We start from the raw sequence: 24,557 nt of genomic DNA, 5'->3' as shown, positions 1-24,557 counted from the left end.
TAAACAGGAGGTTTTATGCGAAATCATGAGTATCTGTGGCCGGGCATTGCGGCTTTGTTATTGGCGTTGTGTTTTCCGGTGTACTGGTTATATATCTTTCATCTGAGTTCAGATAACTTTATGGAAGTATATAAAGCGGACTTGCTGAAACTCAGCTGGTCAGATTTGGCTTTTGTGCTGATAGGCGCACTTGAGGTGTATGTGTACCTGAGTTTGCGTCGTAGTTTTGCAGAGCGTTTGCAGTCGGGGTCGGCAGCTGTGTTGTTACTTGTGATGACCTTGCTGGTTGTGGCCTTTCACGCCACAGTAGTGGTTGATCTGGTGATCGTGTTTTCAGGTGGCGTTATGCCGGATGCACAACTTAGCATGATCGCTGAAACTACAGTTGCTGTGGCACTTGGTATTTTGTTTGCCTATGCTGTGGTTGCATTTGTGTTGGCCATTGTTTTGTTGTTAAAGCGAACCGCGGCTTCTGGCCTGTTAAAATGTTTTGCCGTAGTGCTGTTGCTTTGTTGTGTTTTGCAGTTCAGCATTTTCTTAAGCCCTGGTACTATTTTTCTGTTTCCTGTGGCTCTGTTGTTGCTTGCATTCTATTTTTTGAAAGAGCCGCAAGAACTGGAACTGGTGTAAAGCTAAAAACATGGGGCGGGCCTTGTGCCCGCCCGTCTATTCGATAACGCTTTAAAACTCAGGCTGAAAATGAAAGGCCACTGCGATGCGGTTCCAGCTATTGATGGTGACGATCAGCGCCGTCAGGTTCAAAATTTCCTGCTCTGAGTAGTGCTCTGCAACAGTAGCATAGTCTTGATCCGACACCCCTTTACCTGCCACTAAAGTTAAAGCTTCAGTCCAGATTAACGCTGCTTGCTCGCGGGCTGTAAAAGCAGATTTCACTTCCTGCCAGGATGGCAATACATCCAGCCGATGTTGTTGTTCACCATCTTTTCTCGCTTCATTGGCATGCATATGTTGGCAAAAGGCGCAGCCATTTAATTGGGAAGCCCGAATTTTCATTAAGTGGATCAGGCTTTTATCCAAACCAGAATCTTCGGCCGCTTTGGCTAAGCCCACCAGATGCTGCACTATAGCAGGCTGGCCTTTATACACCGCATTACGACTGATACGTTTTGACATAAATACCTCCGTTAGTTGAGGTGTTCAGTGTACTGGCATGCTATCAGGCAGAATTGGAGAATTGCGACATCTTACGTTTTTTATACTGGCCCGGGGTTTGGCCTGTGATGCGGACAAAATGCTGATGCATATGAGCTTGATCATAAAAACCAGCTTGCTGTGCCACACTGGCTAAGTCAATGATTGGGTTGTTACTGATTAAAAATCTTGCCAGTTTTACTTTAAACAGCAGCTGTAATTGCGCGGGTGATAAACCTGTTTCCAGCTTAAACAAGCGTTCAAACTGTCGGCGGCTTTTTGGCAACTGGCTGTACAAGTGCTGCAAATCGGCGGCTGGTTGCTGCAATAGTGTCAGGCTTTTTTGCACCAAAGTTGTATTTGACACCCTCTGTTCGGCTAAATGTAATAACCAACATTCAATAGCTGTAAGCCGGGCTGGCAGATTAGAGCTGTTCGCCAGTTGATCCAATAACCAATCCAGGCCCACCAGATTGCATAGGCGAATATCCAATGCTGCTTTCGTCAGCTCGGCAGGACTAACGCCCAATAACTGAAAAGCTCCTGTGGCAAGGAAACGCACACTCAGCAAATGCTGGCCTGGCAAAAATGAACTTTGGTTTAATTGTTGGCTGTAGTGGATATAGGCCGAGGGTAGCTGGTTTGGCAGGAATTCAAAGGTCAGATTGCTGCCGCCATCCGGATATTGTGGATAAGGTTGTGTAGTATCCACTTGCTCTGGAACCTGTATGGTCCAGTATTGCTGCACCCAGGGTTTTAGCTGCTCAGATGGCAGATGCTGGCTAAAACCCAAAGCAGTCAAGCTGCTGTTGGGCTGAAAATACAACTCTTGAGTGCTCATGTGAGTTCCGGACGACCATAAAGGTCGTCCCTACAATGATTAATCTGCAATCTCAACAGCGACAGGCACTAACTGATACAAAGTGATGGCTTCAGTGACGCTTTGCGGATCAAAGGCTTCGCCTTGTTCTTCGGCTTTATGCGCCAAATATTCACGGGTCGATTCTAAATCCATTTCGATAGGGTCCAGCTTGCCACTGGCATAAGCAGTTTTGCCTTTGGCGCTCACCGGAAACACCATATCGCCGTCTTTTACTTTAATGCGAAAAGTCGGCTGATTAGCATCGGCCGCAAATTGCATCCAGCAGCCTTTTTTCTTGCAGACCGCTTCCACAGTGCCTTTGACCGTCACTTGTTGCTGCAGGTAGCTTTGTGGTTTCGCCAGAATATCAGCGACCTCAACCAGCTTGGTTTTATCCACAACACCACCAAAAGTGCTGGCTGAAGTGCTAAAGGCAGCGAAAGTCAGTGCTGTAGTCAGCAGTATTTGTTTAACTAATTTCATAGTGCTCTCCTGTGCTCGTTATTCAAGGTTAAAAGCATTATGCGCTGACTGCACAAGGCTGTCATCAGCCCGGCGTATAAGGGCCATGCCCAGGCAATAGTTTAACCAAAGCCCGGCTTATCATCGAAGGGAACACTGATAAATGATCTTCGTCGGCAATAATCTGGCTTTGAATCTGTAAACCTGGGTAGTTCCGGCTTTTCAGGGTTTTTTCAAACAGCTTCATATCGGCGAGCAGGTCGACTCTGGTGGCATACCTTGGTCCGGGTTTTATCTGTTCAAATTCAGCGGCATACAGCTGCACTTGAGCTGTTAAATCTTTGTGGTTGGTCGCGTACTGCTGTTCCAGCCTGAACATAGTTTTTGCGTCAAACCACAACGACGGGCTGCTTAGAATATAAGTATCAAACGTAGCGGGCTGGGTCAGCAGTATTTGTGCGCCTAATAAGCCACCATAAGAATGTCCAACAAACAATTTACGTTTTGGGTTGACCTGATAGTGGTTCAGCACAAAAGGGATCACTTGTTGTCGCAGATACTCTGCATATAAAGCCGCGCCGCCATAAGCTTTAGCTGTTAAATGTTTGCTGCGTTTTTTGCTATTCGCCAGAATATTGGTTGGGGTGTAATCCAGGCTGCGGCTATCGGTTGGATTATCTTCTTTGGCGTAGGACAAACCTACAATGACAAAGTCTTCAATATTCTGACCACCGGCACCTAAACGGTTGCGGATGCTACGAATTAGCGGAAAGGCGTAATTGGCATCAGACACAAAGAGTACCGGAAACTTCTTCTCTGTTTTGCCATAGGATGGCGGTAGTTCAACCCAAACTTCGTAATGGCGGCCACTGTTTTGCGCTGGTAGCTGATGCACCTGGGTATTAGGTAATTCCCAGGCCGGAAATTGTTCGTCCGCCGATAAGTTCAGGCTGAACAATGCACACAGAACTATAAATAACCTCATGGCGAATCCTTCTGAATGGTTAAGAATTAAGAGCTTAAAACCTGTTGCCAGAACCATTTGGCTAAATCGCCTGTGATGTCCGCTTCGGCATTGGTTAGCAGTACTAAACCTATGTCCTGCTCTGGTGAATACGCGATATAAGGCCGGAAACCATCGACGACACCGCCGTGATAAAACAGTTTGTTTTCATCGTATTGGATCACACGCCAACCACGGCCATACCAGCTTGATACCTGCTTGAATTGTTGCCACACCGGCCAGCGAGGTTTGCCGCGTAATTTCACCATAGGTTGTTGCAACTGAGCTAAAGCTTCAGCACTGAATACGCCGGGTTTATGCCCCAACATGGCAATCAGGTACTTGGCCATATCATTGACGCTGGCATTGACACCAGCGGCCGGATTGACCCAATAAAAGTTCGGGTCGATTTTGACAGGGCGCCAGCCTTTGCCGCCTCTTTTATGTGGCATAGCTTTGTTTTCAGAGGCTAAAAAAGGAGCATAGCCCACCGAAGCTGTGTTCATTTGCAGAGGTTTAAAAATACGTTCGGGTAATAATTCTTCGTAGCTTTGACCTGTACCACGATTGAGCACCTGATCCAACAAAGCAAACACAATGTTCTGGTAGCTGTAACAAGTACCGGGTTTACAGCCTGGGTCAAGTTCCCGGAATTTAGGTAAAATTTGCTCCGGCGTTTGTTTGTCTTCCAGCATATTTTCATAAGCATGAGGCATTAATCCCGTGCTTTGGCTAAGCACCTGATCCACTTTAATTTGCCGGGTAGCAGCAGCGGTTTTTAATTTAAATTCAGGTACATAATTAATCAGCGGCAAATCTAAATTGACTTTACCTTGCTGCGCCGCCAATACGCTGATGCCTCCGGTAAAGGTTTTCGACACAGAGGCCAGCCGGAATACGGTGTCGGCATCAATTTTGTCCGGTTTGCCCATTGCCCGCACACCATAACTGCCAGTAGCAATAATCTGGTTGCCACGCACTACGGCATAAGCACCACCTGGCACTTTGGCTTTGTTTAGCTGCACCCTAAACTGCAAATCCAGCCCTTGCAGCAGTTCGGTTTGCTGAAACTGTGCTGAGGTTGAAAAAACGCAAAGCAAGAGGCTGCATAAGGTGGTTTTTATAAATAATTTCATCAGGTTGCCTTAACTACTACAACTTTAAATAAGGAGTTGGATCTTGCTGTTTTCCGTCAACCAGCAATTCAAAATGTAAATGTGGCCCAGTCACCCGGCCTGTCGACCCCACTTTGCCTATAGGCTGGCCTGGTTCTACCGTCTGGCCTGGTTTTATATAAAAATCATCCAGATGGGCGTACAAGGTTTGATAACCGTGACCATGGTCAATCAACACCGTTTTGCCATATCTGTCATGTAAGCTTTTGTCGTCGGCAATCAGTACTTTGCCTTTTTGTGCTGCTTTTACCGTGGCGCCACGTTTAGCACCAAAATCCAGCCCCTGATGTGGGCGGTTTTTGCGAAACGGGTGTTTTTCACCATAAAAAGAGTTGATAGGCACTTTGCCAACAGGCAATACCCATTCTTGTGGCGGCGAGCTGAAGCTAAGCTGAGCGCAACCCACATTCAGTAGTAAAGCCGTGCAGCATAACACTGCTGTAGCGCGCCATTTTTGCCAGTATGACAACTGTGGTGCAGGCTGAAATAACTGCTGCAAACGTTGTTGGTAAAAACTTTGGCTTGCATTGCTTTGAATAAAACCCGGCATCAGCGCTGGCATTTGCTCTGTCTGACTTTGCTTTAAACTGCAAAGTAAGGTTTTACCATACAACAGTGCTTGTTCGGGTTGCTTTGCCAGTACGGCTTTGTCTACCGCCAACTCCATACTGCGGATAAAGGCCTGTTCAATCAGTCGTAATACAGGGTTAAACCAACATAAAGCCACCAGAATACGCAGCAGTAACAGCTGTTGTGGGTCGCGTCGTTGCAAATGCACCAGTTCGTGATCGATCAATAACTGGCGCTGCTGCTCTGACATATCCTCGATATAAGCGGGCAACACCAAGACCATACGGTTCCAGCCAGCAACAAAAGGCGAAATTGCAGCCTGGGTTTGGCGAATTTCAAAACGCTGAGGCAAGACTTCAAGCTGTGCCTGGCTTAGTAAGGACGCTGTATCTACCTGTTCTGCCTGAGCGATCAGTTGATGTACTTGTTGCCATTGTTTCACTAAGCGCCATAGCAGTAACAAACTGACAATACATACAACACTTAAGGTGATATGCCAATAAAACGTCGTATTCACAGCAGGTTCCACTAAGCTGGGATGTTGCGGTTGAGCTGCTAAAACCTGCACTGACGTCACTGTGTCCAGCAATAATACTGAAGGCACAGTCCAGCTTTGATACAGCTCTGGCATAGGTAATAAAGGTAAAAAACTTAAAATAAGCAGGCACCAATACAAAGCAGGCCAATGCTGCAAAGCGCTAAATTTTTTCAGTAAAGGCTGAGTCGCAAACCAAAGCAGTCCGGACCACAGGCTACAAAGCAGTAAAGAAAGCAACAATTGTTCAGCCATCTTAAGCCCCGTCTTTTTTGCTTGGCGCATTTTGCTGCTGGGCTAAATCGGCCAGCAGTTTTTCTAAGTCAGCTATTTCATCCGCATTCACCAGCTTGCTGTTGGCAAACATAGCTACAGGCAAAGGACCATTCAGTTCAAACACCCTGCGGCCAAAATCCTGCGCAAAAGCCGCCAGCGTCGGCATTTTGTCCAGTAGCGCTTTGTAGCTGTTTTTATTGCCCAAAGCTTCACAAGCGACAAAACCTTTTTCACCCATCCGCTCCAGAGTTTTGCGGGTAGAGGAATAACCCCAGCCGAGCACTGATTCCAGCTCGTCATGCAATTCACGCGCGGTAAGAGGTTGTTTTAACCAAAGTAACTTCAGAATTTCCAGCTCAGGAGCAGTAGGTTGGTGCATAAAATTGAATCTGTGATTTCACTATGCCTTTAGAGTGCGACAGATGTCACATTGTGGTCAAGTGAAATCTGCGACATTTGTCGCGGTGAGTGTAATTAATCTTCAAATTTTGTTCTTACCCAAGCTGAAATAGGTCGATACCATCGACATATCAAGAAGCCATGTTTAAAAAAACGTATTTTTTCGACACGTTCTTGCGTCATGTCGATACCATCAACATCAACAGGCTGTATTAAACCCATTTTGGCGTTATGCTGATGCTGCTGAACGGGTTATATCTGTAACTAAACCAAAGATTTTTAGCATTGAGCAAGGATATCTCTATGTTACCCAACGAGCTTTTTATTCATCCTTTGCGCCAGTTCGCCTTGTTGTTGCAGAAAATTCAGCAGCATGATGCCGATTTGCTGGATGCTGCTTTAACGGCTGAGCAGTTTCCGCTCTGGCAGCAAGCGCAGACTGCTATTGGTTTTTCATTGCGTGCTTGTTGTGCTTTATGTGAAAAAGAAGTGCCAAATTTTACTAAACCTATGCCTGTGTGGCTGGATCTACAGCAACAAATTCAGTTGAGTCTGGATTATTTAACACTGCTGACAGCACCAGACTTTGCTGGTTGGCAGCAAAAACCTATAGCAACCACAGCGGGTTTTGCAGAGCTGGAGCTGGCGGGTGAGCAGTTTGTCTATTTGTATGCCTTACCTAATTTTTACTTTCATTACAGCATGGTATACGCCATAGCCCGTGCTCAGCAGGTGCCTTTAAGCAAAGCTGATTTTGATGGCTGGCATCAGTATCCGGCAGGTTTTTCTTTTCTAAGGTAGGGGATAAAAATGGGGTCAGAACACATTAGTTATGCGTAACTAATGTGTTCTGACCCCATATTCACTTATTGTACTTTTACAACCAGTATTGATTTCGCAGGTAACTCCAGGCTGAGCTTACCGTTTTTACCTTTGGCACTAAAAGCTTTTGGCTTAATGGCCTCTGGTTTGGCGAAGGTATTGTGCGCGTCCATCGCATCAGCTGTCAGTAACTGGCCTGATACGCTGTTGATAGTAATGCCTGCTAGGTTGATCTCTGCTGTTTCTGCTTTGTTTGGATTGGCATTTACCAGCGCCAGATACACATGGCCGTCTTTGGCTTTTGCTGCTGTGGCACTGACTGCTGGTATTGAAAGCTCACCCAGTTTGTAATCTGGTACATTGCTCAGCTTCAGCGGTAAGGCGGTGGCATCCTGAAACGGCACATACATTTTAAAGGCATGGTAAGTAGGAGTCAGGAGCATTTTTTCCTTATCTGTCAGTATCATGGCCTGCAATACGTTCACCATCTGAGCAATATTGGTCATATGCACCCGGTCGGCATGCTTATGGAAAATATTGAAGTTCAGTGCCGCTACTATGGCGTCTCTTAAGCTGTTCTGTTGGTACAAAAAGCCTGGATTCTCGCCTTTTTCAACGTCATACCAGGTGCCCCATTCATCGACATAAAAACCTACTTTTTTCTCTGGATCATGTTTATCCATCACCACTTTGTTATTGGTAATAAAACCATCCATTGCCAGAGTACGGTGCATGGTGCTGATCCAGTCACTTTCCGGGAATTGCAGCGCTGCGCCTTTCACATCCCATTGGCCTGTAGGCAAGGTGTAGTAATGGAAACTCACCGCATCCATTTTTTGTTTGATATTGGCTGTCATGTAGTCTGCCCATGAAGTGTCTTCACCATGGCTGCCACTGGCTATCCATTTGGGCGTATTGTTGGCCGGAGTTTTCAGAAAGGTGGTGTAATGCTTATACAAATTGGTGTAGTACTCCACCGACATATTACCGCCACAACCCCAGGCTTCGTTACCCACAGCAAAATAATGCACTTTAAATGGCTTATCGCGGCCGTTTTTACGGCGCAATTCGGCTAAAGTGGATTTGCCTTCGGCTGTCATATATTCCAGCCATTCAGCCATTTCCTGTGGCGTACCTGTGCCGAGGTTACCGTTAACATAAGCTTCAGCGCCGAGCATTTCCACCAGATCAAAAAACTCATGGGTGCCTACAGCGTTGTCTTCTTCCACACCGCCCCAGTTGGTGTTTACTTTTACTGGTCTTTGTTTGTGTGGGCCTATGCCATCACGCCAATGGTATTCGTCGGCAAAGCAGCCGCCTGGCCAGCGGACCAAAGGCACCTGTAAGTCTTTTAGCGCGGCTAACACATCGTTACGCCAGCCTTTGGTGTTGGCAATTTTTGAATCCTGGCCAACCCAAATACCTTCATAAATGCCGCGGCCTAAATGTTCGGCAAACTGACCGTAGATATTTTTATTGATCACAGCACCTTGAGTGCTGCTATCAAGCTGAATTTGTGTGGCGGCCAGCGCTGTAGCGCTCAGGCCAAAACCGAGGGCCAGCAATAGTGGTTTTATTACTCTCATCGAGTTCTCCCATTGATAGGTATGGAGTTTGATTTATGCAGTAGGTTGAATGCTGTGCAGTTTTTATACATCCTATTGTAGGACAAAACAACGTTTCACAGACTTGAAAGGAAAAAGATCAATAGGTGTTGAGAAAAAACATAAAGCGGCAGTTACCAGCTACCGCTTTCAGTCCATAGCAAACTGACGCCAATTAACAGCAATAACAAAGCGCTGATCCGGTTCAGCCAGCGGGCGGGTTTAGGCTGCTGCAGGTAAGGCTGAAGTTTATGTGCCAGCAACAAATAGCTGCCATGTGAAATTAAAGAACAGAGAATAAAAGTAACGTTTAGCAGGCTAAACTGCGGCCATGCAGCCTGATCCGGCTGAATAAATTGTGGAAACAATGCGGAGAAAAACAAAATGGCTTTTGGGTTGGTAATGGCTACGACAAAGCCCTGACGGAATATTTGCCGGCGTTTTTGTGGTACTCCAGCCTGCACAGCTTTGTTTTGCTTGCTCTGCTGCCATTGCTGCAGCGCCAGATACACCAGATAACCTGCCCCAGCTATTTTCAACATAAAAAACGCCAGTGGTGAGGCGGCAAGCACCACACCTAAACCCACAAAAGCCAGCAAGGATAATAAGCTTAGCCCCAGTACATTGCCCAAAGAGCCAAATACTGCAGTGCGTGCTCCCATACCCAAAGCATTACTGACGGCAAATAATACGGCAGGGCCAGGTGAAAAGGTTGTCACCAAGGCTATGCTAAACAATAACCACCACTGCTGCATTGCTGTGATCCACGGCTTTGAATTGGCGCTATGGTAAAGCTTTTGCGGCAAAACACAGCCAGGCTCAAAGTAATAACACTGTTTCCTTAAGTGCTTTAAAGCAAATGGAACAACTGGATACAGAACAGCAATAAGACCAGCGTAGCTTTTACTGCGTTTGACGAGCTAGAGGTATTTCAGCTAGTTGCGGCACTATAAGGCCTTTGTTATTTGTCGTGAGTTGATGATGAAATTAATCCGTCTTTCGTTGATTGCCACTGCTGCTGTGGTTTTATTCAGTTGCACCCCTAAGGCAAACGAACCTTTGCTGGTGCTGCATAATCTGCAACTGGTTGATGTGGAAACAGGCCAGTTGGTGCAAGACCAGTTGCTGGTGATCAAACAAGACCGTATTCAGGCAATTTTGCCTGAAGCAAAGTTAAGTGATTACCCAAAGGCGCAGCAACTGGATGCAGGTGGCCGCTATTTAATTCCGGGCTTGTGGGATATGCATGTGCATTTTGAAGGCCGCGACTTAGTGGAAGACAATGCGCTGCTTTTACCTGTGTATCTGGCCTATGGCATTACCGGTGTGCGTGAGGCGGCCAGCAATTTAGCTCCTGTAGTGCTGAACTGGCGTGAGCAGGTTAATCAGAACAAGCTGCTTGGGCCTAAAATTTTTACCGCTGGTCAGAAGTTTGAAGGCATCAACTCTTTATGGGATGGCGATCTGGAAATAGGCAGCGAAGCCGATATGCTCGCTGGTATGGATAAGTTGCAGCAGATGCAGGTCGACTTTATCAAGATCACTGAAAATACTCTGCAAGCTGATTTATATCTGGCAACCATTAAAGAAGCAAAAAAACGTGGTTTGTTAGTGTCCAGCCATGTGCCTTATGGCACCAGTATTGCGCAATTGGCCGAAGCAGGATTATCCAGCCTTGAACATGCTTCTTATCTTCTGCGTTTGGGTTTTGCTGATGAAGGTCTTGTTGCCGCCAGAGTGCGAGCCGGAACCCTGACGAATCAACAAGCAGCAGAACACTACAAAACAGGTTTTAATCAGCAGCAGGCGCTGCAAGGCTACCGCATGCTCAAACAGCTGAATGTAGCAGTTACCCCCACTTTAATTGGTGGCCAGCAACTGGCGCATTTGCATGACACTGACCATAGCCATGATGAGTTTTTAAAGTATCTGACCAAAGATTTTACTTCTAACTATCAATGGCGTATTGACCGTATGGCCAATGAAACGCCGGAACAGCGACAACAGCGTAAAGACAAAGAACAACTGATTGCCAGTCAATTACCTTATCTGCAGCAGGCTGGTGTCACTTTGCTGGCAGGCAGTGATTCAGCAGCACTGAACACTTATGTCTACCCGGCTCAGGCATTACATGACGAACTGGAGTTGTTCCAGCAGGCTGGTTTAACACCAGCTCAAATTCTGCAAACGGCTACCATCAATGGTGCGCGTTTTATGCGTCAGGACAAGGATTACGGCAGTATAGCTGTCGGGAAAAAAGCAGATTTAGTTCTACTGAACCAAAACCCGCTGACTGATATTAAAGCCAGTCGCAGTATTGAAACTTTGTTGTATCAGGGCAAAGTATATGACCGTGCTACGCTGGATCAACTGTTACAACAAGCTGAAAAACGTAAGCTGGAACTGGAACAAAAAGCCGATTAAAGTCAAAGGCCGGATTTGAACCGGCCTTTGTGCTTGGTGTGCTGGCAGTCATGTCCTGGTGATTAAACTGCCGCTTCAGCCGCTTTGATCATCATGTATAAATCATCTTTTAAGTGCAGACGCTGTACTTTTTGTTGCTCGAGATAATCGTCGCTGCAGACTTCTGAGCCTTGCTCAATACGGTGTATTTCGTGGTCAATTTCATGGTAGCGGTTGAACAACACAGCAAAGTGATTGTTGTGTTGCTTTAACTGATGGATTTGTTCTTTGTATTCCGGAAATTCAGCATGTAAATCGTGTTTATCTGGCATAGTTTTCCCCGTTTTTGGTTAGGCGCAGTGCTGGCACTGCAGGCTGTAAGGTAAAAGATCTAATCGTTCTGCCTGAATTTTTTCACCACAATCAATGCAGCTACCGTAGCTCCCTACAGCTATGGCGTGCAGTGCGTTGCGAACCTGTTGTAGCGCTTGTGCGGTCTGGCGTTCCAGCTGATTCAGCACTTCATCATTTTCGCGCTCCAGTGCCCGCTCTGAACTATTGGCGTTAGCAGTTATGCCAAAGTCCGCATGGAGTTTATCCAGCTTGTGTTGCAATTGACGCTCTGATGCAAGCAGTACAGATTTATAATCGGTCATTGCGTTTATCCTGTCTGTGCTTTGTCCCTCATGCTACGCCTTTCAGTTAACTGGTCTTTGATCCAGCACAAACCTGAGCAAAACAAGGTGAAAAGACGCAGGGCTAAGGTTGCAATCGACCACCTCCTCTTGCGGTCAGCCTTGAAGCATTTGCAGTGGGCAATATGAGTGAAAACTCTGCTCTGCTGTAGTGAATTTCCCCATTATCTGTCTATGCTTTCTGTGCCCGAAAAAGGTTCGGGTGAAACGTCATTTACACAGAAGGGATTTGCCATGTTATTTATCACCAATAGGTTTCCAAAAGGATCAATTCTCAGTAAAGCGAATCGGAAGTTTGAATTTGATCTGCGTAACAATGCTCCAAGTAATTCAGTGTTTTTTTGTCAGCGGCATGCCGATGGGCATATCACTGAAGTGATGGGAGATGCTTTCTTGCGACAGTTAAAGCAGAGCCCGGTTAGACAATTGCTATTGTATATTCACGGTTTTTCTAACTTACCGGATGATGTCTTTGCATCTGCTATTGAACTGCAGCAGCTTTGTAATGCAGAAAAGCCGGACGAAGTGTTGGTTGTGCCTGTTGTTTGGCCATGTGACGCTGATCTTGGCATAGTGAAAGACTATTGGGATGATCAAAAATCTGCTGACCAAAGTGCGGCAGCCTTCTCCCGCGCTTTAAGTATTTTTATGGACTGGCGCAGTTCCCCTGCCAACGAACCAGAAACTGCGCCTTGTTTGAAGCGCATTAATGTGTTGGCTCATTCGATGGGAAACAGGGTGTTGCGCCAGACCTTGGTCGACTGGGACAAAAATGATTTGGCCGACGGTGTGCCGTTAATTTTCCGCAACACCTTTATGGTGGCGGCTGATATTCGTAATGAGTCCATTCACAAAAACCAACCAGGCAAGCTCATTGCCGACGCCTCACGTAATGTAGTGGTCTATTTTGCCTCTGACGACTTGGCTTTACGCAGCAGTAAAGTAGCTAATTTGAAAAACAAGGTGGCGTCGCGCCGACTGGGTCATACAGGGCCGGAAGACATCAGCCAAACCCCACATAACTTATACAGTGTAGATTGTGACGATCTGAACAATCTGTACGACAGCCCTAAAGGTCATTCGTACTTTCTTTGCGGTCGGCAGCGGGGTGAAGCGGGTTTAGTGTTTAAACACATTTTTGAATGCATGCTAAATGGCAGGGTGTTCCCACAGGATGAATTTCGCCGCAGTAGCGTACTGCGGGAGTGAGGAGTTGTTGTATGCAGTTGATCATGTTTTTGCGAGATCCATGTTGGCGCTGTACTTGACTGATCTCTGCCATTGATTGTTTTTCCGATAGAGTCAATTGAGTATGCGGGCCTGTTTTGGCCCGCCTGATACAGCCATTCAGTTGTAACTCTTTGGGTGTTATCAGCCTTAATTGCTTTTCACGCCCTTTTTACTTTTGTTTTGTCACTCTGCTGGTGAACCCTGACAACGGAGTAACAAAAGATGAAATCTACATTAGGTAAAAACAGGCTTTGGCTGCTGGCCGTACTATCACTATTGGGTGCTGCTGTGTGTAATGGTGCAGCCCAGGCTGAAGAACTTATTCAGAAACCTAAAGTGTTATTAATTGCCAGCAGTTACGGCGTGGCCGATGACCCGAAAAAACCTGGTTTGGAATTTGATGAATATGCCATGGCTTATCAATTGTTAAGTCCGCAAGTTCAGCTGGAGCTGGCCAGCCCAAAAGGCGGCAAAGTTGAAGTGGGTGGCTACAACAAAACCAAGCCTTATAACGCGGCAGCCTTAGCCAGTCCTGCAGCCATGCAACTACTGGCCGGCAGCAAAAAACTCAGCGAGATTAAAGCGAACGACTATCAGGCTGCGCTGGTACTGGGTGGCAAAGGCGCCATGTTTGACTTAGCCGAACATCAGCCTTTACAGCAATTACTGGCGGATATGGCGCAGCAGCAGAAGCTGATAGCTGCGGTTTGTCATGGCCCTGCGGCTTTAATTCATGTGAAAAACAAAGATGGTTCGCTGTTGCTGCAAGGCAAAAAAGTAGCAGGCTTTAGCAATCAGGAAGAAACTATGTTTGCCAAAGAAATGCTGTCGCTTTATCCGTTTTTACTACAGGACGGTTTAACCAAAGCCGGAGCCTTGTATCAACAAACTGGCCCTATGCTGCCCTTGGTGGTGCAGGATGGTAAGCTGATTACCGGGCAAAACCCCTACTCAACACCAGCTTTGGTCGATGCGATGTTAAGTCAGTTGGAACTGAAAACTGCACAGCGTCAGGCGTATCCGGATGAACAGGCTGTCACTTTAATTCAGCAGTTTTTGGCTGGACAAGCTGTGCCACAACCACTGGATGAAAAGCGGGTAGATATTCCGCTGATGGCGGCTTGGGGTTACTACTCTTTGCAATTTGCCGAAGCCGAGCCAGAGCGTCAGCAAGCAGTGCAAGTGATGGAAATGGTGAGTGGCCGCTTTACCGATCCGCAGTTTTTAATGGCATTAGCGCAAGGACAACTGCAGCAGGGCAATATAACTCGCGCTGTTGAACTTGCAAAAGCTGTGCTAAAACAACAACCAGACTCCAAAGCAGCACAAGAATTGCTGACAAAAGCTCAAGGATAAAGTGAAAGCTCAGAACTTGAAAAACCATTGCCAACCAGGCCTGCGTATTCTGCTGGTGGAAGACCAGCAGGCGTTGGCCGCCAATATTATCGATTATCTGACAGCAACCGGGCATCAGCTGGATTATGCGGCTACTGGCGCTTTGGCTTTGCAACTGGCGAAACAGCATAGCTACGATTTAGTGCTGTTGGATTTGATGTTGCCGGATATAGATGGCAGGCAGCTCTGTATGCAGTTACGCCAGTTGTGGCTGAAAGCTGTGCCCGTATTGATGTTGACCGCTTTGGATAGTCTGGATGATAAGTTGCAGGGTTTTGCTGCTGGTGCTGATGATTACCTGACCAAACCTTTTGAGTTGGCCGAATTGGCTGTGCGTTGTATGGCCTTAAGTCGTCGTCATTTACTTAGCGTCGATCCGCAATTACAGCTGGGGCCTTTAGTGATAGACCGTTCACAACAACAAGCCAGCCGATCCGGTCAGCCGTTGGATTTGCATCCGCTGGGTTATCGTATTTTGGTGGTGCTGGCCGAAGCTTATCCGGCCTTGGTCAGCCGCTCTGATTTAAGTTATCAGCTGTGGGGCGACGAGCCGCCGGATTCAGATGCGTTGCGTGCTCATATTTATCTGCTGCGCCAGCAACTGGATAAGTCATTTTCTGCTGCCATGTTACACACAGTGTACGGCATAGGTTTTAAGCTGGTCGTGCCGCATGGGCCTCATCAATGAATAAACCAGCTCGTAGTTTAGGTCAGCGTATTGTCTGGGCTTTTGTTATTCTGGCGTTGCTTTGTGCTTCTTTATTCAGCTTTTTTAACGTAATTTTTGTTTATACGGTGGAAGACCAGTTTTTTCGTCATCAGTTAATGGACGAAGAAAAACGCCAACTGCAACAGCCGCAGTTATCTGCACCTCAATCTCCTGCTATGCGAATTTACCTTGGCACTAAGGATTTTCCGGCAGATCTGCTGCAAGTTCTTGAACTCAACACCAAGCGTACGGAATACAGTGGCCTGGATGGGCGGCATTATCATCTGCGCAGCTTTGTTCATCCTGCGGCAAAGGCGCCTGTCTGGCTGGTGGCGGAGGTCAGTCAGCAACTGGTAGTGCGACCAATTCGGGATGAAATGTTTTTACTTTATGGCGTCAGCACTTTAATGATGTTGTTGCTGGCAGCAGCTTTAGGTTTTGCCCTGGCGCGCCGGGCAACCCGGCCTTTAACTCAGTTGGCTGAACTGGTGCAAAACGATCAGTTTAGTCCGGGTTTTTCTAAAGTTTTTCCGGCCAATGAAATAGGCGTATTGGCTGAGGCGTTAGAGCAGAACTGGCAAAGAGTGCAGGCCTTTATTGCCCGGGAGCAAGCGTTTAGCCGCGACGCCAGCCATGAGCTGCGAACACCGCTGGCAGTGATCCAAAGCAGCTGTGAGTTGTTATTGGCGCAAGCATCAACACAAGCATGGCCAGCTGAGCAGCAACAACGCTTAGAGCAAATTCAGCACAGTAGCAGGCAAATGAACCAGCTGATCAGCACTTTACTGGCTATGTCACGTGAGCAGCATTTGGGCCAGACTGAAACGATCAAATTGGCTGGTTTGCTGGAGCAACTGGTACTGAACTTATCGCCTTTGCTGGACGGTAAACACATCGAACTTGAGCTGCAGGTGGAACCTGATCTGCAGTTGCAACTCAACCCAGTATTGCTGCAAATGGTGCTGACCAACTTACTGCAAAATGCTTTTTTACATAGCGCCGCCGGTACTGTGCATATCAGCGCCGACTCGCAGGAGTTGCTGATCCGTAACCCCTTGCAAGCCGAAGATGTGCCCACTGAGTTAACCGCTTTATTTGCCAAAGGCCGCCAAAGCAGTGGTTATGGTTTGGGCCTGGGCATAGTGCAACGGCTCTGTCAGCAAACAGGATTAGAGCTTCAGCTAAACCGCTCCGAGCAACAACTGATAGTAAGGCTAATCTGGCCGAAACTTTGACGCCCCTTTCACACTTCTTCCGACATGATGCTGAGAGTTCATGAACCGGATCTTTGTTATGTATCGACTATTTTATCTGTTAAAAAAAATCACACGGACCTTGTTTGCAGTGCTGTTTATTTGCTCACTTGTGCTGGCAGGCTGTGTCAACTGGCCTTTGCCTGAAGCACCAGGCCCTGCCAGTAGTGGCCCGTTGTTGCTGGATAATGTCAGTATTGTGGATGTAGAAACAGGCCAAATTCATCCATATCAGGCGGTGTGGATTGATAAAGGCAGAATTAGCAACATTACGGCTTCAGATGGCATATCAACAGAAAGCAGCGCTGCAGTTCGCACTGAGCTGATGGCCGATGGGCGGTTGAAAGTGCATGCAGCCGGGCGTTTTTTAATGCCAGGCCTGACCGATATGCACACTCACTCTTTACAGATTTCTCCTCAACTGCATCATCCGCTATGGATAGCAGCTGGTGTAACTGCAGTGCGGGATTTATCAGGTTGTATGCTGGAGCCGGACAGTTTTCAGGCCTGCACAGCAGACCGAAAACTCTGGCAAAAACAAGTGGTAGCAGGGCACAGAACCAGCCCAAACTATTGGTTACACAGCAGTTACCAGCTCAATGGTGGTCCGGAAGTACCAGCTGACTATCCGGCATTTTTTAAGCTGCAATCTGCCACTGATGCCAAAACTTTGGTGGCGCATTATCAGGCGCAAGGCACTGATTTTATAAAAGTGTATGAACAACTGAGTGCTCAGCAATACCAGTGGTTAGTTGCAGCAGCCAAAGAGGCTGGTATGGCGTTGGCTGGGCATCAACCCTGGTTAGTCTCTTTTCAGCAGATGTTAGATGCAAATCAAGCTAGCGTAGAGCATGGCCGGGTTTTTGTTTTTGAATGTGCCGACGCCATTAAAGCCTATAAAAAACAGTCACTCACCCAGAGTTTTCAGCCAGATCAATGGCGCGCGCTGCTGCAAAGCCAAAACCCAGAGTTGTGCCAGCAACTGATGCAACAAATGGCGTTATCCAACACCTGGTGGAGCCCTACCTTATTAACCCTGCAATTGGGTGCTAAAGCCGGTGATACCGAATTTCGTCAGGACAGCAGACTGAAGTTTGTGCCATACCTGCTACAGCTGTTATGGCAGGGCGACGCCGATTCTATGCTGAAAAGATCCTATGATAACAATGATCTGAATGTGCATATCGAGTTGCTGGCTTTGGCGCAGCAGCAATTAAAACAAGCGCAGCAAGCAGGCGTTAAAATTCTGGCAGGCACCGATACTCCAGACTCTTTTGTCTTTGCAGGCTCAGGCTTACACGACGAGCTGGCGTTGTATCAGCAAGCCGGTTTAAGCCCTTTAGAAGTGATTCAAACCGCTACTATTAATCCCGCCATTTTTGCTGGTATCTCAGCACAAACAGGTTCAATTGCTGTGGGTAAAACCGCCGATTTGGTATTGCTGAATCATAACCCTTTGCTGGATTTAGCCAGTATGCGCCAACCAGAAGCCGTAGTGCTGGCAGGGCACTGGTATCCAAAGGTTTTGCTGCTGCAATTAGAAGATTTTGCTGAAGACCAGGCGAGCAGCATCAGGCTAAACCTGAATTTGTTATGGGATGCGTTGATGAGTGCTCCTATGCGCCAGCAATTCGCGGACTAAGCAGCAGCAGGTAATCATCACTAAAATCCGTTACCATAACGGCAGTTTTTACCGAATGAGACAATACAGTGATTGGATTAGGGGATCAAAACGCCAGCTTTAGGGTCTATGTGGAAAACAGACCCAAAATGCCACAGTACCAGCAGTTGTTTGACTGCGAAGCAGTGCAAGCAGGCGATATCGATCTGATTTATCAGCACTGTGGCAATGGCTGGCGCAAGTTGTTTAATGTCTACGCCAAACTGTTGTGTGTTCTGGATCCAAAGCTATTTCATTTCCCGACTCAGGCCGCGAGTTGGCAGCAGTATCGCGACCAATTTTTACTGCAAAAAGCTTCAGACACAGCTTTGTTATTTGATATGCCGCAGCTAAACCCAAACAGCGGCACCATTCACTTAATAGCTGGTCGCACTCATGCCAAACAGCTGATCCAGCAAGGTTTAGGCTGCCAGCTGCATTGGCTGAATGAAGAGTTTGCGATAGACCCAAGCAGCAAAGTGCTGGTCACGCCCTATTTTGATTACCGTCAGTTGAGTAATGAAAAGATTGAGTTTACGGCTGCTTTATTAAAAACATTAAAAGGAGCCTGAGCCCCTTTTGATGCCTGAGCTCAAACTAGCCTTTTGCAGGCAAAGCCCATAAGCTATTTGCAGGCCCTGTTCTGGCGCGTTTTTTGGCGGCCAATGCCATACGCCAAAAACACCAGGCCATTACCAAAGCGGTCAGATCGACACTAAAGCGTATCCAATGGCCGTCCCAAAAAGAGTGTAAGAGATGCTGGCCACTTTGGATAAAACTGGCGACAGGAATCAATGCGCTCAACAGGGCGGTAAGCATTAACATTTCCACTGCAGCTTTCGACGGATGACGCACTAAACACCACAGCAGCACCAGAAAAAACACCAGATAGTAGCAGCGGATATGCAGAGCTTCGGGCAATAAAGCACCGGCTAAAAACAAGGCCGACACGCCCGCCATACAGCCCAGCGCTATACCCAATGTTAAGCCGGCCATAATGCGGGTATTACGGGGTTGCTGTGTTGTGTTGGCGTTGCGTCTGGATTCAATCCATAACAAATTACCGCTGTAAAATAAAAAAGCACCTGCCATGCCGAGCGCAAAATACAGCCATTTCACCGGGTAATCGCCAAAGTCGCCATAATGCAGGCTTTGAATACCCCGCAGAAATGCTGTGCCCGGTGTAAATTCTTCCGGGGTCAGGGTTTTGATCAGTTCACCGCTGGCTGTGTTGATCACTACAGCTGCTGAATGGGTCACAGTAGGGCTGTCGATTACGCCGTATAAAGTGACAGTGCCATTCAGATCGCCGGCGTCATGATAAAACATGCTTTCAACCTCCAGCTGTGGCATGGCAGTTTTGGCTGTCGCTAATAATTCATCCACGCTGACCAAAGGTTTTTGTGCTCCGGCAGGTTCGACATGAGGCACTACTTCAAAATCTGGCTCCAGAATTTCGAGTAACTTACCGTCAAAAACAGCAAACTGAAATGGAGCCAGCATCAGAAAACCTATAGTCAAAACAGCGCCGCTCCAGGCAAATAAAATATGGAAAGGCAAAGATAATATGCCCACCACATTATGAGCGTCTTGCCATAAGCGTTTCACACTAGGGCCAAGGCGTAGCGCAAATAAGTCTTTTAAAAACACCGGTGTATAAATCACCACACCACTGACCAGAGCTAAACCATAGAGCAAACAAAATAGACCAAAAAGATACATTCCTGTGGTACGGGGTAAACCCGCCGTAAAATGCAGGTCATAAATAAAACTGACGAAGTCAGCTCTGGCCGGGCTTTGGCTAAGTTGATTGTCTGCACTGAGTTTAAACTTATGCTGAGTACCGCTGGAGTTGTCGTACCAATAGGCACTAAGTTCAGGCCCGTGATGGCCTGGCAGCAACAAAGTAAAACCATGGCTAGCTTCTGGTTGCTGCTGTAGCAGTGCATCAACTAAAGGCTGAGCCTGCTTCAGTGAATCGGTTTGTACCAGTTCGCCTTGTTGTTGCCAGTCATACAACTCGTGCACAAACACAGAAATAGCGCCGGCGTAAAAGGCAATAAAAAGCGCCATACCAGCAATCAGACCTGTCCAGGTATGGACAGCTCGGAAGGTGCGTTGGGTTGCGACTTTCATAGCGATGAGCTCATAAATTGTTTCACCAGAGAAAGCAGCGCAAAGCTGCAAAAGGTCGATAGTCCAAGGATCAGCCAGGCCTGTTTGCCGCTACGAAATAAAAAAGTCCCGGCCATAATGCCAATCCAAACTGGGAATACCATCAGCAACCAGGGCAATACCAGTTGGTTATTTTGCCCCGGCCATAACAAAGCTAACAAACCGATCAGGCCCACACTCAATGGCAAGCCAAGCAAAGCTGCGGCTGTTGATTTACCCCACATGCTGTTTTCTCCGGTAAGCGTCGATAAAAGGCAAAGCCACCAATACCAGCATCAAAATGGTCAAGGTGGCAAAAAAGCCTGCCCAAATACCTATGACCAGTGCAGCAAAGACCCAGGCCAATACAACTGACAACCAGGCCAAACCCCGCAATAGTTTTGCTTTGCTGGCTGCTGCCAGCCAGAGTGTTTGCCGTGCTGATGTCAGATAAAACAGCACGGCGGCGAGCGTTGCAGTCAACAGATAAGCAAATGTCATAGTGGTCCCCTGTGCTTGGTCACCGAGCTTACCAGCGACCTTCTAATCCAACACCAACAACCCTAGGGTCACCAAAAATGGCGTTAGGCTCAGCAGGCCAGCGATACTGCACATAACCTTTGTCCAGCAGGTTATTGGCAAACAGATACACAGACCAGGTATTGGTGTCGTAACTCAGTTTGGCGTTTACTAGCGTACGTGATGACAATTCCTGATCACTGACGCCTACATTCATAAACACAGAGCTTCTGTAATTCGCATTCAGATTGGCGGACCAGTTGTCGGCAAAGTAGTAATTTGAACCTATAGCGAAGGTATGGCGTGGAGCGTAGGCAAATTCCTGACCGGCATAATCGGTAATACTGGCACCCAGAATTGCGTCAAATTCATCGTACTGAGTGCGTGAAAAGCCGTAAGAGCTATACCAGTCCACGCTATTATTCAGGCGTTGTCTGGCTTCCAGTTCAAGGCCATACAAGTGTGCTTTACCTGCGTTGACTGTATGAGTGTCGAAGTTATTCAAACCAAAAGAGGCTGTAACCTGTTTGTCTTTCCAGTCGATGTAATACAGGTTGCTATTGAGTGTGACACTGTTGTCCAGCCAGCTGCTGCGCCAGGCCAGTTCATAGTTAGTGGTAAATTCAGGCTCGTAAGCAAAGATCTCGCTGCGGGCAATATTGTAGGAGCTCCCCCCTGAACGATAACCACGCTGAGCAGTAAAAGCTAAAGACAGTTCAGTACTGTAGTCCCAACGCAGGCCTAGTTTTGGTAAGAAAGCAGTAAAATCGCGGGTGCTGGATGGGGTGATACCATTCGCGTCAGCCACTAAACCCAATACCGCGTAGTTAATGCCTGTCACTGCGGTATTCAAAGCTGTGCCCGCAGCACCAAAAGCTAATGGATCAGGCAGAATGCCGACAAAATTGGCCGTTGTTTCTGAGGCATAAGTGTATTTTTCGTTGTCGTATCGAAAGCCGGCTAACAGTGCTATCTCAGTTGTGAATTGATATTCCAGATCCGTAAAAATAGCCTTGTTTTCCGACTTACTTGGTGCGTCATTATGGTAGTCCACTGGGATCAGTGGCAAAGCCTGACCATACAGGTTTGCAAGGTAATTGGCTGTTGTTGTATCTAAACCGTTTGCCTGTAACACGGCAGCTATAGTGCTTAGCGGAGTCACAACATTGCTTAACGTTGTGATTTTATAATCAGCCTCGCGTTTCGAGCCGTAGAGACCCACTAAACCTCTGAACTTATCCACAGTAAAATGCAGGCGTAATTCCTGCGACAGGCTATCGTAGTTTTCGTCTGTGTTGCCAAAGGCTATCTCTGCCTCTGTGAGATCATTATCATAAGATCGCATGGCATCTGAACTGGTGTTTGAAGTCACAGCGGATAAAGACCAGGCATCGTTGAACTCATAACTTAACTCCAGCGTGCTGACATCGCTGACGATATCCGTGGTGTTTGGTCTGTTCGACGTGTTGACTCTGTTGTTGAAGTAATCGTCCTCGTCCAGCCGCGAGTAGCTATACATATAAGGGCCTTCGTGATCGTCACGCATAAAGCTAAGACGAGCGGTAAATCCCGGTAGTGTTGAGGGGGTCCAGAGTAATTTAGCCCGGGCCACTAATGCGTCTACAGTATCTTCTTCCGTGTTGCGGGTTGGGTTATAGACAAAACCATCAAAATCACGCTGTTCTACCGCCAGCCGGAAAGCCAGCTCGTCTTCAATTAAAGGGCCACCACCAGCAAAAGCGATACGGCGGTCCGATGGATCAGACCAGAGCAGACGAGCTCTGCCGTTCCAATCCATAGAGGGATCTTCAGTGCGCAAAATGATGGCACCAGCCAACGCATTTTCACCCTGAATAGTGGACTGAGGGCCACGCAACACTTCAACCTGAGCTATATCCCATAAATCAGTCGGGCCTGAGTCGCCAATCTGGCTGGGTAAAGCCGCACCATCCAAATACACTGTAGCTAAAGGGTTAGGTGCGCCAGCCTCATCCGCTATACCGCGGATAGTAAAACCTCTGTTGCCATACATTTGCGACACATTGGCAGTGCGGCTCAGCACATCAAACAGGCTTTGCAAATTTTCCTGTTCTATACGTAAGGCCGTGGTCACTGCCACACTACTGGTGGTTTCCTGTAGCGATCGAGCTGTCTTTTCACCCCGCACTGTAATTTTTTCAATGGCTGCTTCTTCTGCTGCGCCATCCGGGCTTTGTTGCGCCATCAATGGCAGGGTTGCACTCAGGCATAAAGCCAAAGCAGATAATTGAAAATGCTTCGCAGCAGTGCGTGTCATGAGGTTTCTCCGGCTGGTTTTAATTGGCAGATCAAGGTGTTGTTTAGTTCGTTGTTATATTAACCAAGATGCAAATAGATCTCAATTACAAATGGTAATAGTTCGCAATTGTTTTGGTGTGCCTGTTATGTTGTTTCTGAGTACGCTTTTAAAATGCGTTATATATTGAGCTGTCTTGTGCGTGATGCACTTTTGTCCTATTATTTGTGCATAAAGAACAAGGGGAGGTGTGTGATGACCGCATTGCTACAACAAGCTCCACAACCGCAACTGGTATTGGCCAAAGCTGTATTAAATGCTGCCGATCAACTGGGTTTAAAGCAGGCTGATTTAGCTGCTGTATTGGGTGTGCATCGCACTGCAGTCAGCCGCTTAAAACAGAATCCGACGTTGGACCCTGCGTCAAAACAAGGTGAACTGGCTTTATTGCTTATTCGTGTCGCCCGCGCTTTATATAGTCTGGCTGGTGGCGACCCTGAGTGGATTAAACACTTTATGCATAGCCCCAATAAAGTCACAGGCGGCATACCAGCACAGCAGGTGCAGAGTATTCAGGGCCTGATGCAGGTGCTGCAGTTTGTTGATGCGATGCGGGGCAAATTATAGTGTCAGTTGCTGTGGCGTCAGATGCGCTGTGGATAAGCTGCGAAGGGCCAAAGCAGATCAAAAAGCTCCGCGGGCAATTGTTCCGGCTGGTTGAAAGCCAGCAACAAGTGGCCACTTTTAGTTATGTGGATACCCTGGCCGAACAGGCTGTGCTTGAACAACTGCTGGAAAACGTCAAACCTGCGTTACCAGAAGCGACAGAGTCTTTGCATTACTTGCTGAAATCCCCTTTCCGTTACCCGCCTTTAAGCTGGGGCTCTCGTTTTGGTTCTGTGTTTGAACCCGGCATTTTTTATGGTGCCTGTGCTGTTACAACCACCTTGGCGGAATCGGCTTACTACAGATTTATTTTTTGGTATTCGATAGAGACCGCAGCACCCAAAAACAGCCTGAGATCACAACATAGCTTGCTTAGTGTCGGTTACAGTTCAACCAAAGCAGTGGCTTTGCATCAGCCCCCTTTTAGCGCTTACAGCACAGAATTAACAGCTAAAACCAACTACCTACACAGCCAACAACTAGGCACAGCTATGCGAAGTGCCGGAGTCGAGTTATTCGAATACCAATCCGCCCGCGATCCAAACCAGGGCATCTGCGTTGGCCTGTTTTCCCCCAAAGCCTTCAACAGCACCAAACCCGATCACACCAGCCCCTGGCTCTGTGAACTAAGCGCCGATCTGGTGGTATTTAAACAACAAGGCGAAGCAGAGCTTTATGCCTATCCACTGGATTTGTTTTTGGTGGATGGGCAGTTGCCTTGGCCGGGGTGATGGGCTA

General features: G+C 47.4%; 26 protein-coding genes. 11 read left to right on the top strand and 15 right to left on the bottom strand.

Going from position 1 to position 24,557, the window contains the following annotated elements:
- Positions 1–15: 15 nt before the first annotated feature.
- Positions 16–630, top strand: a complete 615-nt coding sequence (locus P3C17_RS09320; RefSeq protein WP_300929180.1) for a hypothetical protein — start codon at positions 16–18, stop codon at positions 628–630.
- Positions 631–681: 51 nt separating this feature from the next.
- Here the strand turns inward: P3C17_RS09320 and P3C17_RS09315 are convergent, their stop codons facing one another.
- The 7 genes from P3C17_RS09315 to P3C17_RS09285 form a co-directional block, all read right to left on the bottom strand.
- Entirely contained in the window at positions 682–1,134 is a 453-nt protein-coding gene (locus P3C17_RS09315) for a carboxymuconolactone decarboxylase family protein (protein ID WP_300929179.1), read from the bottom strand.
- Positions 1,135–1,177: 43 nt separating this feature from the next.
- Positions 1,178–1,993 carry a helix-turn-helix domain-containing protein gene (locus P3C17_RS09310; protein ID WP_300929178.1) on the bottom strand — a complete coding sequence of 272 codons (816 nt, stop codon included), beginning with the start codon at positions 1,991–1,993 and terminating at the stop codon, positions 1,178–1,180.
- A 39-nt stretch (positions 1,994–2,032) separates the two neighbouring features.
- Positions 2,033–2,497: a DUF4920 domain-containing protein gene (locus P3C17_RS09305; protein ID WP_300929177.1), complete on the bottom strand. Its 465-nt coding sequence runs from the start codon at positions 2,495–2,497 to the stop codon at positions 2,033–2,035.
- A gap of 64 nt (positions 2,498–2,561) precedes the next feature.
- On the bottom strand, positions 2,562–3,461 hold the full coding sequence (locus P3C17_RS09300; RefSeq protein WP_300929176.1) for an alpha/beta hydrolase-fold protein: 900 nt from the start codon (positions 3,459–3,461) through the stop codon (positions 2,562–2,564).
- Positions 3,462–3,487: 26 nt separating this feature from the next.
- Complete coding sequence (locus P3C17_RS09295) at positions 3,488–4,615, bottom strand: serine hydrolase domain-containing protein (RefSeq protein ID WP_300929175.1); 1,128 nt, start codon at positions 4,613–4,615, stop codon at positions 3,488–3,490.
- A 16-nt stretch (positions 4,616–4,631) separates the two neighbouring features.
- Positions 4,632–6,014, bottom strand: a complete 1,383-nt coding sequence (locus P3C17_RS09290) for a M23/M56 family metallopeptidase (RefSeq protein WP_300929174.1) — start codon at positions 6,012–6,014, stop codon at positions 4,632–4,634.
- A gap of 1 nt (position 6,015) precedes the next feature.
- Positions 6,016–6,414 carry a BlaI/MecI/CopY family transcriptional regulator gene (locus tag P3C17_RS09285; RefSeq protein WP_300929173.1) on the bottom strand — a complete coding sequence of 133 codons (399 nt, stop codon included), beginning with the start codon at positions 6,412–6,414 and terminating at the stop codon, positions 6,016–6,018.
- A gap of 323 nt (positions 6,415–6,737) precedes the next feature.
- On the opposite strand from P3C17_RS09285, the gene P3C17_RS09280 reads away from it, so the two are divergent.
- On the top strand, positions 6,738–7,235 hold the full coding sequence (locus P3C17_RS09280; protein ID WP_300929172.1) for a DUF1993 family protein: 498 nt from the start codon (positions 6,738–6,740) through the stop codon (positions 7,233–7,235).
- A 65-nt stretch (positions 7,236–7,300) separates the two neighbouring features.
- Here P3C17_RS09280 and P3C17_RS09275 read toward each other — a convergent pair whose 3' ends face one another.
- Complete coding sequence (locus P3C17_RS09275; protein ID WP_300929171.1) at positions 7,301–8,842, bottom strand: alpha-L-arabinofuranosidase C-terminal domain-containing protein; 1,542 nt, start codon at positions 8,840–8,842, stop codon at positions 7,301–7,303.
- A gap of 152 nt (positions 8,843–8,994) precedes the next feature.
- The gene (locus P3C17_RS09270) at positions 8,995–9,615 is read right to left on the bottom strand and encodes a LysE family translocator (protein WP_300929170.1); all 621 of its coding nucleotides are present in this window, start codon (positions 9,613–9,615) and stop codon (positions 8,995–8,997) included.
- Positions 9,616–9,841: 226 nt separating this feature from the next.
- Between P3C17_RS09270 and P3C17_RS09265 the strand changes: the two genes are divergently transcribed.
- The gene (locus P3C17_RS09265) at positions 9,842–11,284 is read left to right on the top strand and encodes an amidohydrolase family protein (protein ID WP_300929169.1); all 1,443 of its coding nucleotides are present in this window, start codon (positions 9,842–9,844) and stop codon (positions 11,282–11,284) included.
- A 62-nt stretch (positions 11,285–11,346) separates the two neighbouring features.
- On the opposite strand, the gene P3C17_RS09260 is transcribed toward P3C17_RS09265, so the two are convergent.
- Both P3C17_RS09260 and P3C17_RS09255 read right to left on the bottom strand, forming a co-directional pair.
- Positions 11,347–11,595: a YdcH family protein gene (locus tag P3C17_RS09260; protein WP_300929168.1), complete on the bottom strand. Its 249-nt coding sequence runs from the start codon at positions 11,593–11,595 to the stop codon at positions 11,347–11,349.
- An 18-nt stretch (positions 11,596–11,613) separates the two neighbouring features.
- The gene (locus tag P3C17_RS09255) at positions 11,614–11,919 is read right to left on the bottom strand and encodes a TraR/DksA C4-type zinc finger protein (RefSeq protein WP_300929167.1); all 306 of its coding nucleotides are present in this window, start codon (positions 11,917–11,919) and stop codon (positions 11,614–11,616) included.
- A gap of 273 nt (positions 11,920–12,192) precedes the next feature.
- Here P3C17_RS09255 and P3C17_RS09250 point away from each other — a divergent pair, with 273 nt between their 5' ends.
- The 6 genes from P3C17_RS09250 (at position 12,193) to P3C17_RS09225 (ending at position 18,777) form a co-directional block, all read left to right on the top strand.
- Positions 12,193–13,167 (top strand): alpha/beta hydrolase, encoded by a 975-nt coding sequence (locus P3C17_RS09250; RefSeq protein WP_300929166.1) that lies wholly within the window; start codon positions 12,193–12,195, stop codon positions 13,165–13,167.
- Positions 13,168–13,410: 243 nt separating this feature from the next.
- On the top strand, positions 13,411–14,544 hold the full coding sequence (locus P3C17_RS09245; RefSeq protein ID WP_300929165.1) for a type 1 glutamine amidotransferase domain-containing protein: 1,134 nt from the start codon (positions 13,411–13,413) through the stop codon (positions 14,542–14,544).
- A gap of 1 nt (position 14,545) precedes the next feature.
- The gene (locus P3C17_RS09240; protein WP_300929164.1) at positions 14,546–15,271 is read left to right on the top strand and encodes a response regulator transcription factor; all 726 of its coding nucleotides are present in this window, start codon (positions 14,546–14,548) and stop codon (positions 15,269–15,271) included.
- Positions 15,268–16,527 carry a HAMP domain-containing sensor histidine kinase gene (locus P3C17_RS09235; RefSeq protein ID WP_300929163.1) on the top strand — a complete coding sequence of 420 codons (1,260 nt, stop codon included), beginning with the start codon at positions 15,268–15,270 and terminating at the stop codon, positions 16,525–16,527. The genes P3C17_RS09240 and P3C17_RS09235 overlap by 4 nt, the downstream gene beginning before the upstream one ends.
- Positions 16,528–16,585: 58 nt before the next feature.
- Positions 16,586–18,187, top strand: coding sequence for an amidohydrolase family protein (locus P3C17_RS09230; protein WP_300929162.1), 1,602 nt, complete (start codon positions 16,586–16,588; stop codon positions 18,185–18,187).
- Positions 18,188–18,255: 68 nt separating this feature from the next.
- Positions 18,256–18,777, top strand: a complete 522-nt coding sequence (locus P3C17_RS09225; RefSeq protein WP_300929161.1) for a hypothetical protein — start codon at positions 18,256–18,258, stop codon at positions 18,775–18,777.
- 25 nt (positions 18,778–18,802) lie between these two features.
- Here P3C17_RS09225 and P3C17_RS09220 read toward each other — a convergent pair whose 3' ends face one another.
- Genes P3C17_RS09220 through P3C17_RS09205 form a run of 4 tightly spaced genes read right to left on the bottom strand, consistent with a single transcriptional unit; the run spans position 18,803 to position 23,174 of the window.
- Positions 18,803–20,341, bottom strand: a complete 1,539-nt coding sequence (locus P3C17_RS09220) for a PepSY-associated TM helix domain-containing protein (protein WP_300929160.1) — start codon at positions 20,339–20,341, stop codon at positions 18,803–18,805.
- Entirely contained in the window at positions 20,338–20,604 is a 267-nt protein-coding gene (locus P3C17_RS09215) for a hypothetical protein (RefSeq protein WP_300929159.1), read from the bottom strand. The genes P3C17_RS09220 and P3C17_RS09215 overlap by 4 nt, the downstream gene beginning before the upstream one ends.
- The gene (locus tag P3C17_RS09210; protein ID WP_300929158.1) at positions 20,594–20,860 is read right to left on the bottom strand and encodes a hypothetical protein; all 267 of its coding nucleotides are present in this window, start codon (positions 20,858–20,860) and stop codon (positions 20,594–20,596) included. The genes P3C17_RS09215 and P3C17_RS09210 overlap by 11 nt, the downstream gene beginning before the upstream one ends.
- Before the next feature lie 28 nt (positions 20,861–20,888).
- The gene (locus P3C17_RS09205) at positions 20,889–23,174 is read right to left on the bottom strand and encodes a TonB-dependent receptor (RefSeq protein WP_300929157.1); all 2,286 of its coding nucleotides are present in this window, start codon (positions 23,172–23,174) and stop codon (positions 20,889–20,891) included.
- Positions 23,175–23,408: 234 nt separating this feature from the next.
- Between P3C17_RS09205 and P3C17_RS09200 the strand changes: the two genes are divergently transcribed.
- Complete coding sequence (locus P3C17_RS09200; RefSeq protein ID WP_300929156.1) at positions 23,409–23,780, top strand: XRE family transcriptional regulator; 372 nt, start codon at positions 23,409–23,411, stop codon at positions 23,778–23,780.
- On the top strand, positions 23,780–24,550 hold the full coding sequence (locus tag P3C17_RS09195) for an RES family NAD+ phosphorylase (protein ID WP_300929155.1): 771 nt from the start codon (positions 23,780–23,782) through the stop codon (positions 24,548–24,550). The genes P3C17_RS09200 and P3C17_RS09195 overlap by 1 nt, the downstream gene beginning before the upstream one ends.
- Positions 24,551–24,557 lie beyond the last annotated feature (7 nt).

Origin of the sequence: Rheinheimera sp. 1928-s, from assembly GCF_029269265.1 — a bacterium.
Lineage (GTDB): Bacteria > Pseudomonadota > Gammaproteobacteria > Enterobacterales > Alteromonadaceae > Pararheinheimera.
This window is presented reverse-complemented; position numbering and strand designations above follow the sequence as displayed.

Excerpts from the sequence above, each read along its gene's own strand:
- P3C17_RS09255 (WP_300929167.1), bottom strand. The coding sequence starts at position 11,919 with ATGACCGATTATAAATCTGTACTGCTTGCATCAGAGCGTCAATTGCAA.
- P3C17_RS09210 (WP_300929158.1), bottom strand. The coding sequence starts at position 20,860 with ATGACATTTGCTTATCTGTTGACTGCAACGCTCGCCGCCGTGCTGTTT.
- P3C17_RS09220 (WP_300929160.1), bottom strand. The coding sequence starts at position 20,341 with ATGAAAGTCGCAACCCAACGCACCTTCCGAGCTGTCCATACCTGGACA.
- P3C17_RS09260 (WP_300929168.1), bottom strand. The coding sequence starts at position 11,595 with ATGCCAGATAAACACGATTTACATGCTGAATTTCCGGAATACAAAGAA.
- P3C17_RS09265 (WP_300929169.1), top strand. The coding sequence starts at position 9,842 with ATGAAATTAATCCGTCTTTCGTTGATTGCCACTGCTGCTGTGGTTTTA.
- P3C17_RS09275 (WP_300929171.1), bottom strand. The coding sequence starts at position 8,842 with ATGAGAGTAATAAAACCACTATTGCTGGCCCTCGGTTTTGGCCTGAGC.
- P3C17_RS09230 (WP_300929162.1), top strand. The coding sequence starts at position 16,586 with ATGTATCGACTATTTTATCTGTTAAAAAAAATCACACGGACCTTGTTT.
- P3C17_RS09205 (WP_300929157.1), bottom strand. The coding sequence starts at position 23,174 with ATGACACGCACTGCTGCGAAGCATTTTCAATTATCTGCTTTGGCTTTA.
- P3C17_RS09295 (WP_300929175.1), bottom strand. The coding sequence starts at position 4,615 with ATGAAATTATTTATAAAAACCACCTTATGCAGCCTCTTGCTTTGCGTT.
- P3C17_RS09320 (WP_300929180.1), top strand. The coding sequence starts at position 16 with ATGCGAAATCATGAGTATCTGTGGCCGGGCATTGCGGCTTTGTTATTG.
- P3C17_RS09310 (WP_300929178.1), bottom strand. The coding sequence starts at position 1,993 with ATGAGCACTCAAGAGTTGTATTTTCAGCCCAACAGCAGCTTGACTGCT.
- P3C17_RS09305 (WP_300929177.1), bottom strand. The coding sequence starts at position 2,497 with ATGAAATTAGTTAAACAAATACTGCTGACTACAGCACTGACTTTCGCT.
- P3C17_RS09245 (WP_300929165.1), top strand. The coding sequence starts at position 13,411 with ATGAAATCTACATTAGGTAAAAACAGGCTTTGGCTGCTGGCCGTACTA.
- P3C17_RS09215 (WP_300929159.1), bottom strand. The coding sequence starts at position 20,604 with ATGTGGGGTAAATCAACAGCCGCAGCTTTGCTTGGCTTGCCATTGAGT.
- P3C17_RS09280 (WP_300929172.1), top strand. The coding sequence starts at position 6,738 with ATGTTACCCAACGAGCTTTTTATTCATCCTTTGCGCCAGTTCGCCTTG.
- P3C17_RS09250 (WP_300929166.1), top strand. The coding sequence starts at position 12,193 with ATGTTATTTATCACCAATAGGTTTCCAAAAGGATCAATTCTCAGTAAA.
- P3C17_RS09270 (WP_300929170.1), bottom strand. The coding sequence starts at position 9,615 with ATGCAGCAGTGGTGGTTATTGTTTAGCATAGCCTTGGTGACAACCTTT.
- P3C17_RS09300 (WP_300929176.1), bottom strand. The coding sequence starts at position 3,461 with ATGAGGTTATTTATAGTTCTGTGTGCATTGTTCAGCCTGAACTTATCG.
- P3C17_RS09315 (WP_300929179.1), bottom strand. The coding sequence starts at position 1,134 with ATGTCAAAACGTATCAGTCGTAATGCGGTGTATAAAGGCCAGCCTGCT.
- P3C17_RS09290 (WP_300929174.1), bottom strand. The coding sequence starts at position 6,014 with ATGGCTGAACAATTGTTGCTTTCTTTACTGCTTTGTAGCCTGTGGTCC.
- P3C17_RS09200 (WP_300929156.1), top strand. The coding sequence starts at position 23,409 with ATGACCGCATTGCTACAACAAGCTCCACAACCGCAACTGGTATTGGCC.
- P3C17_RS09285 (WP_300929173.1), bottom strand. The coding sequence starts at position 6,414 with ATGCACCAACCTACTGCTCCTGAGCTGGAAATTCTGAAGTTACTTTGG.
- P3C17_RS09235 (WP_300929163.1), top strand. The coding sequence starts at position 15,268 with ATGAATAAACCAGCTCGTAGTTTAGGTCAGCGTATTGTCTGGGCTTTT.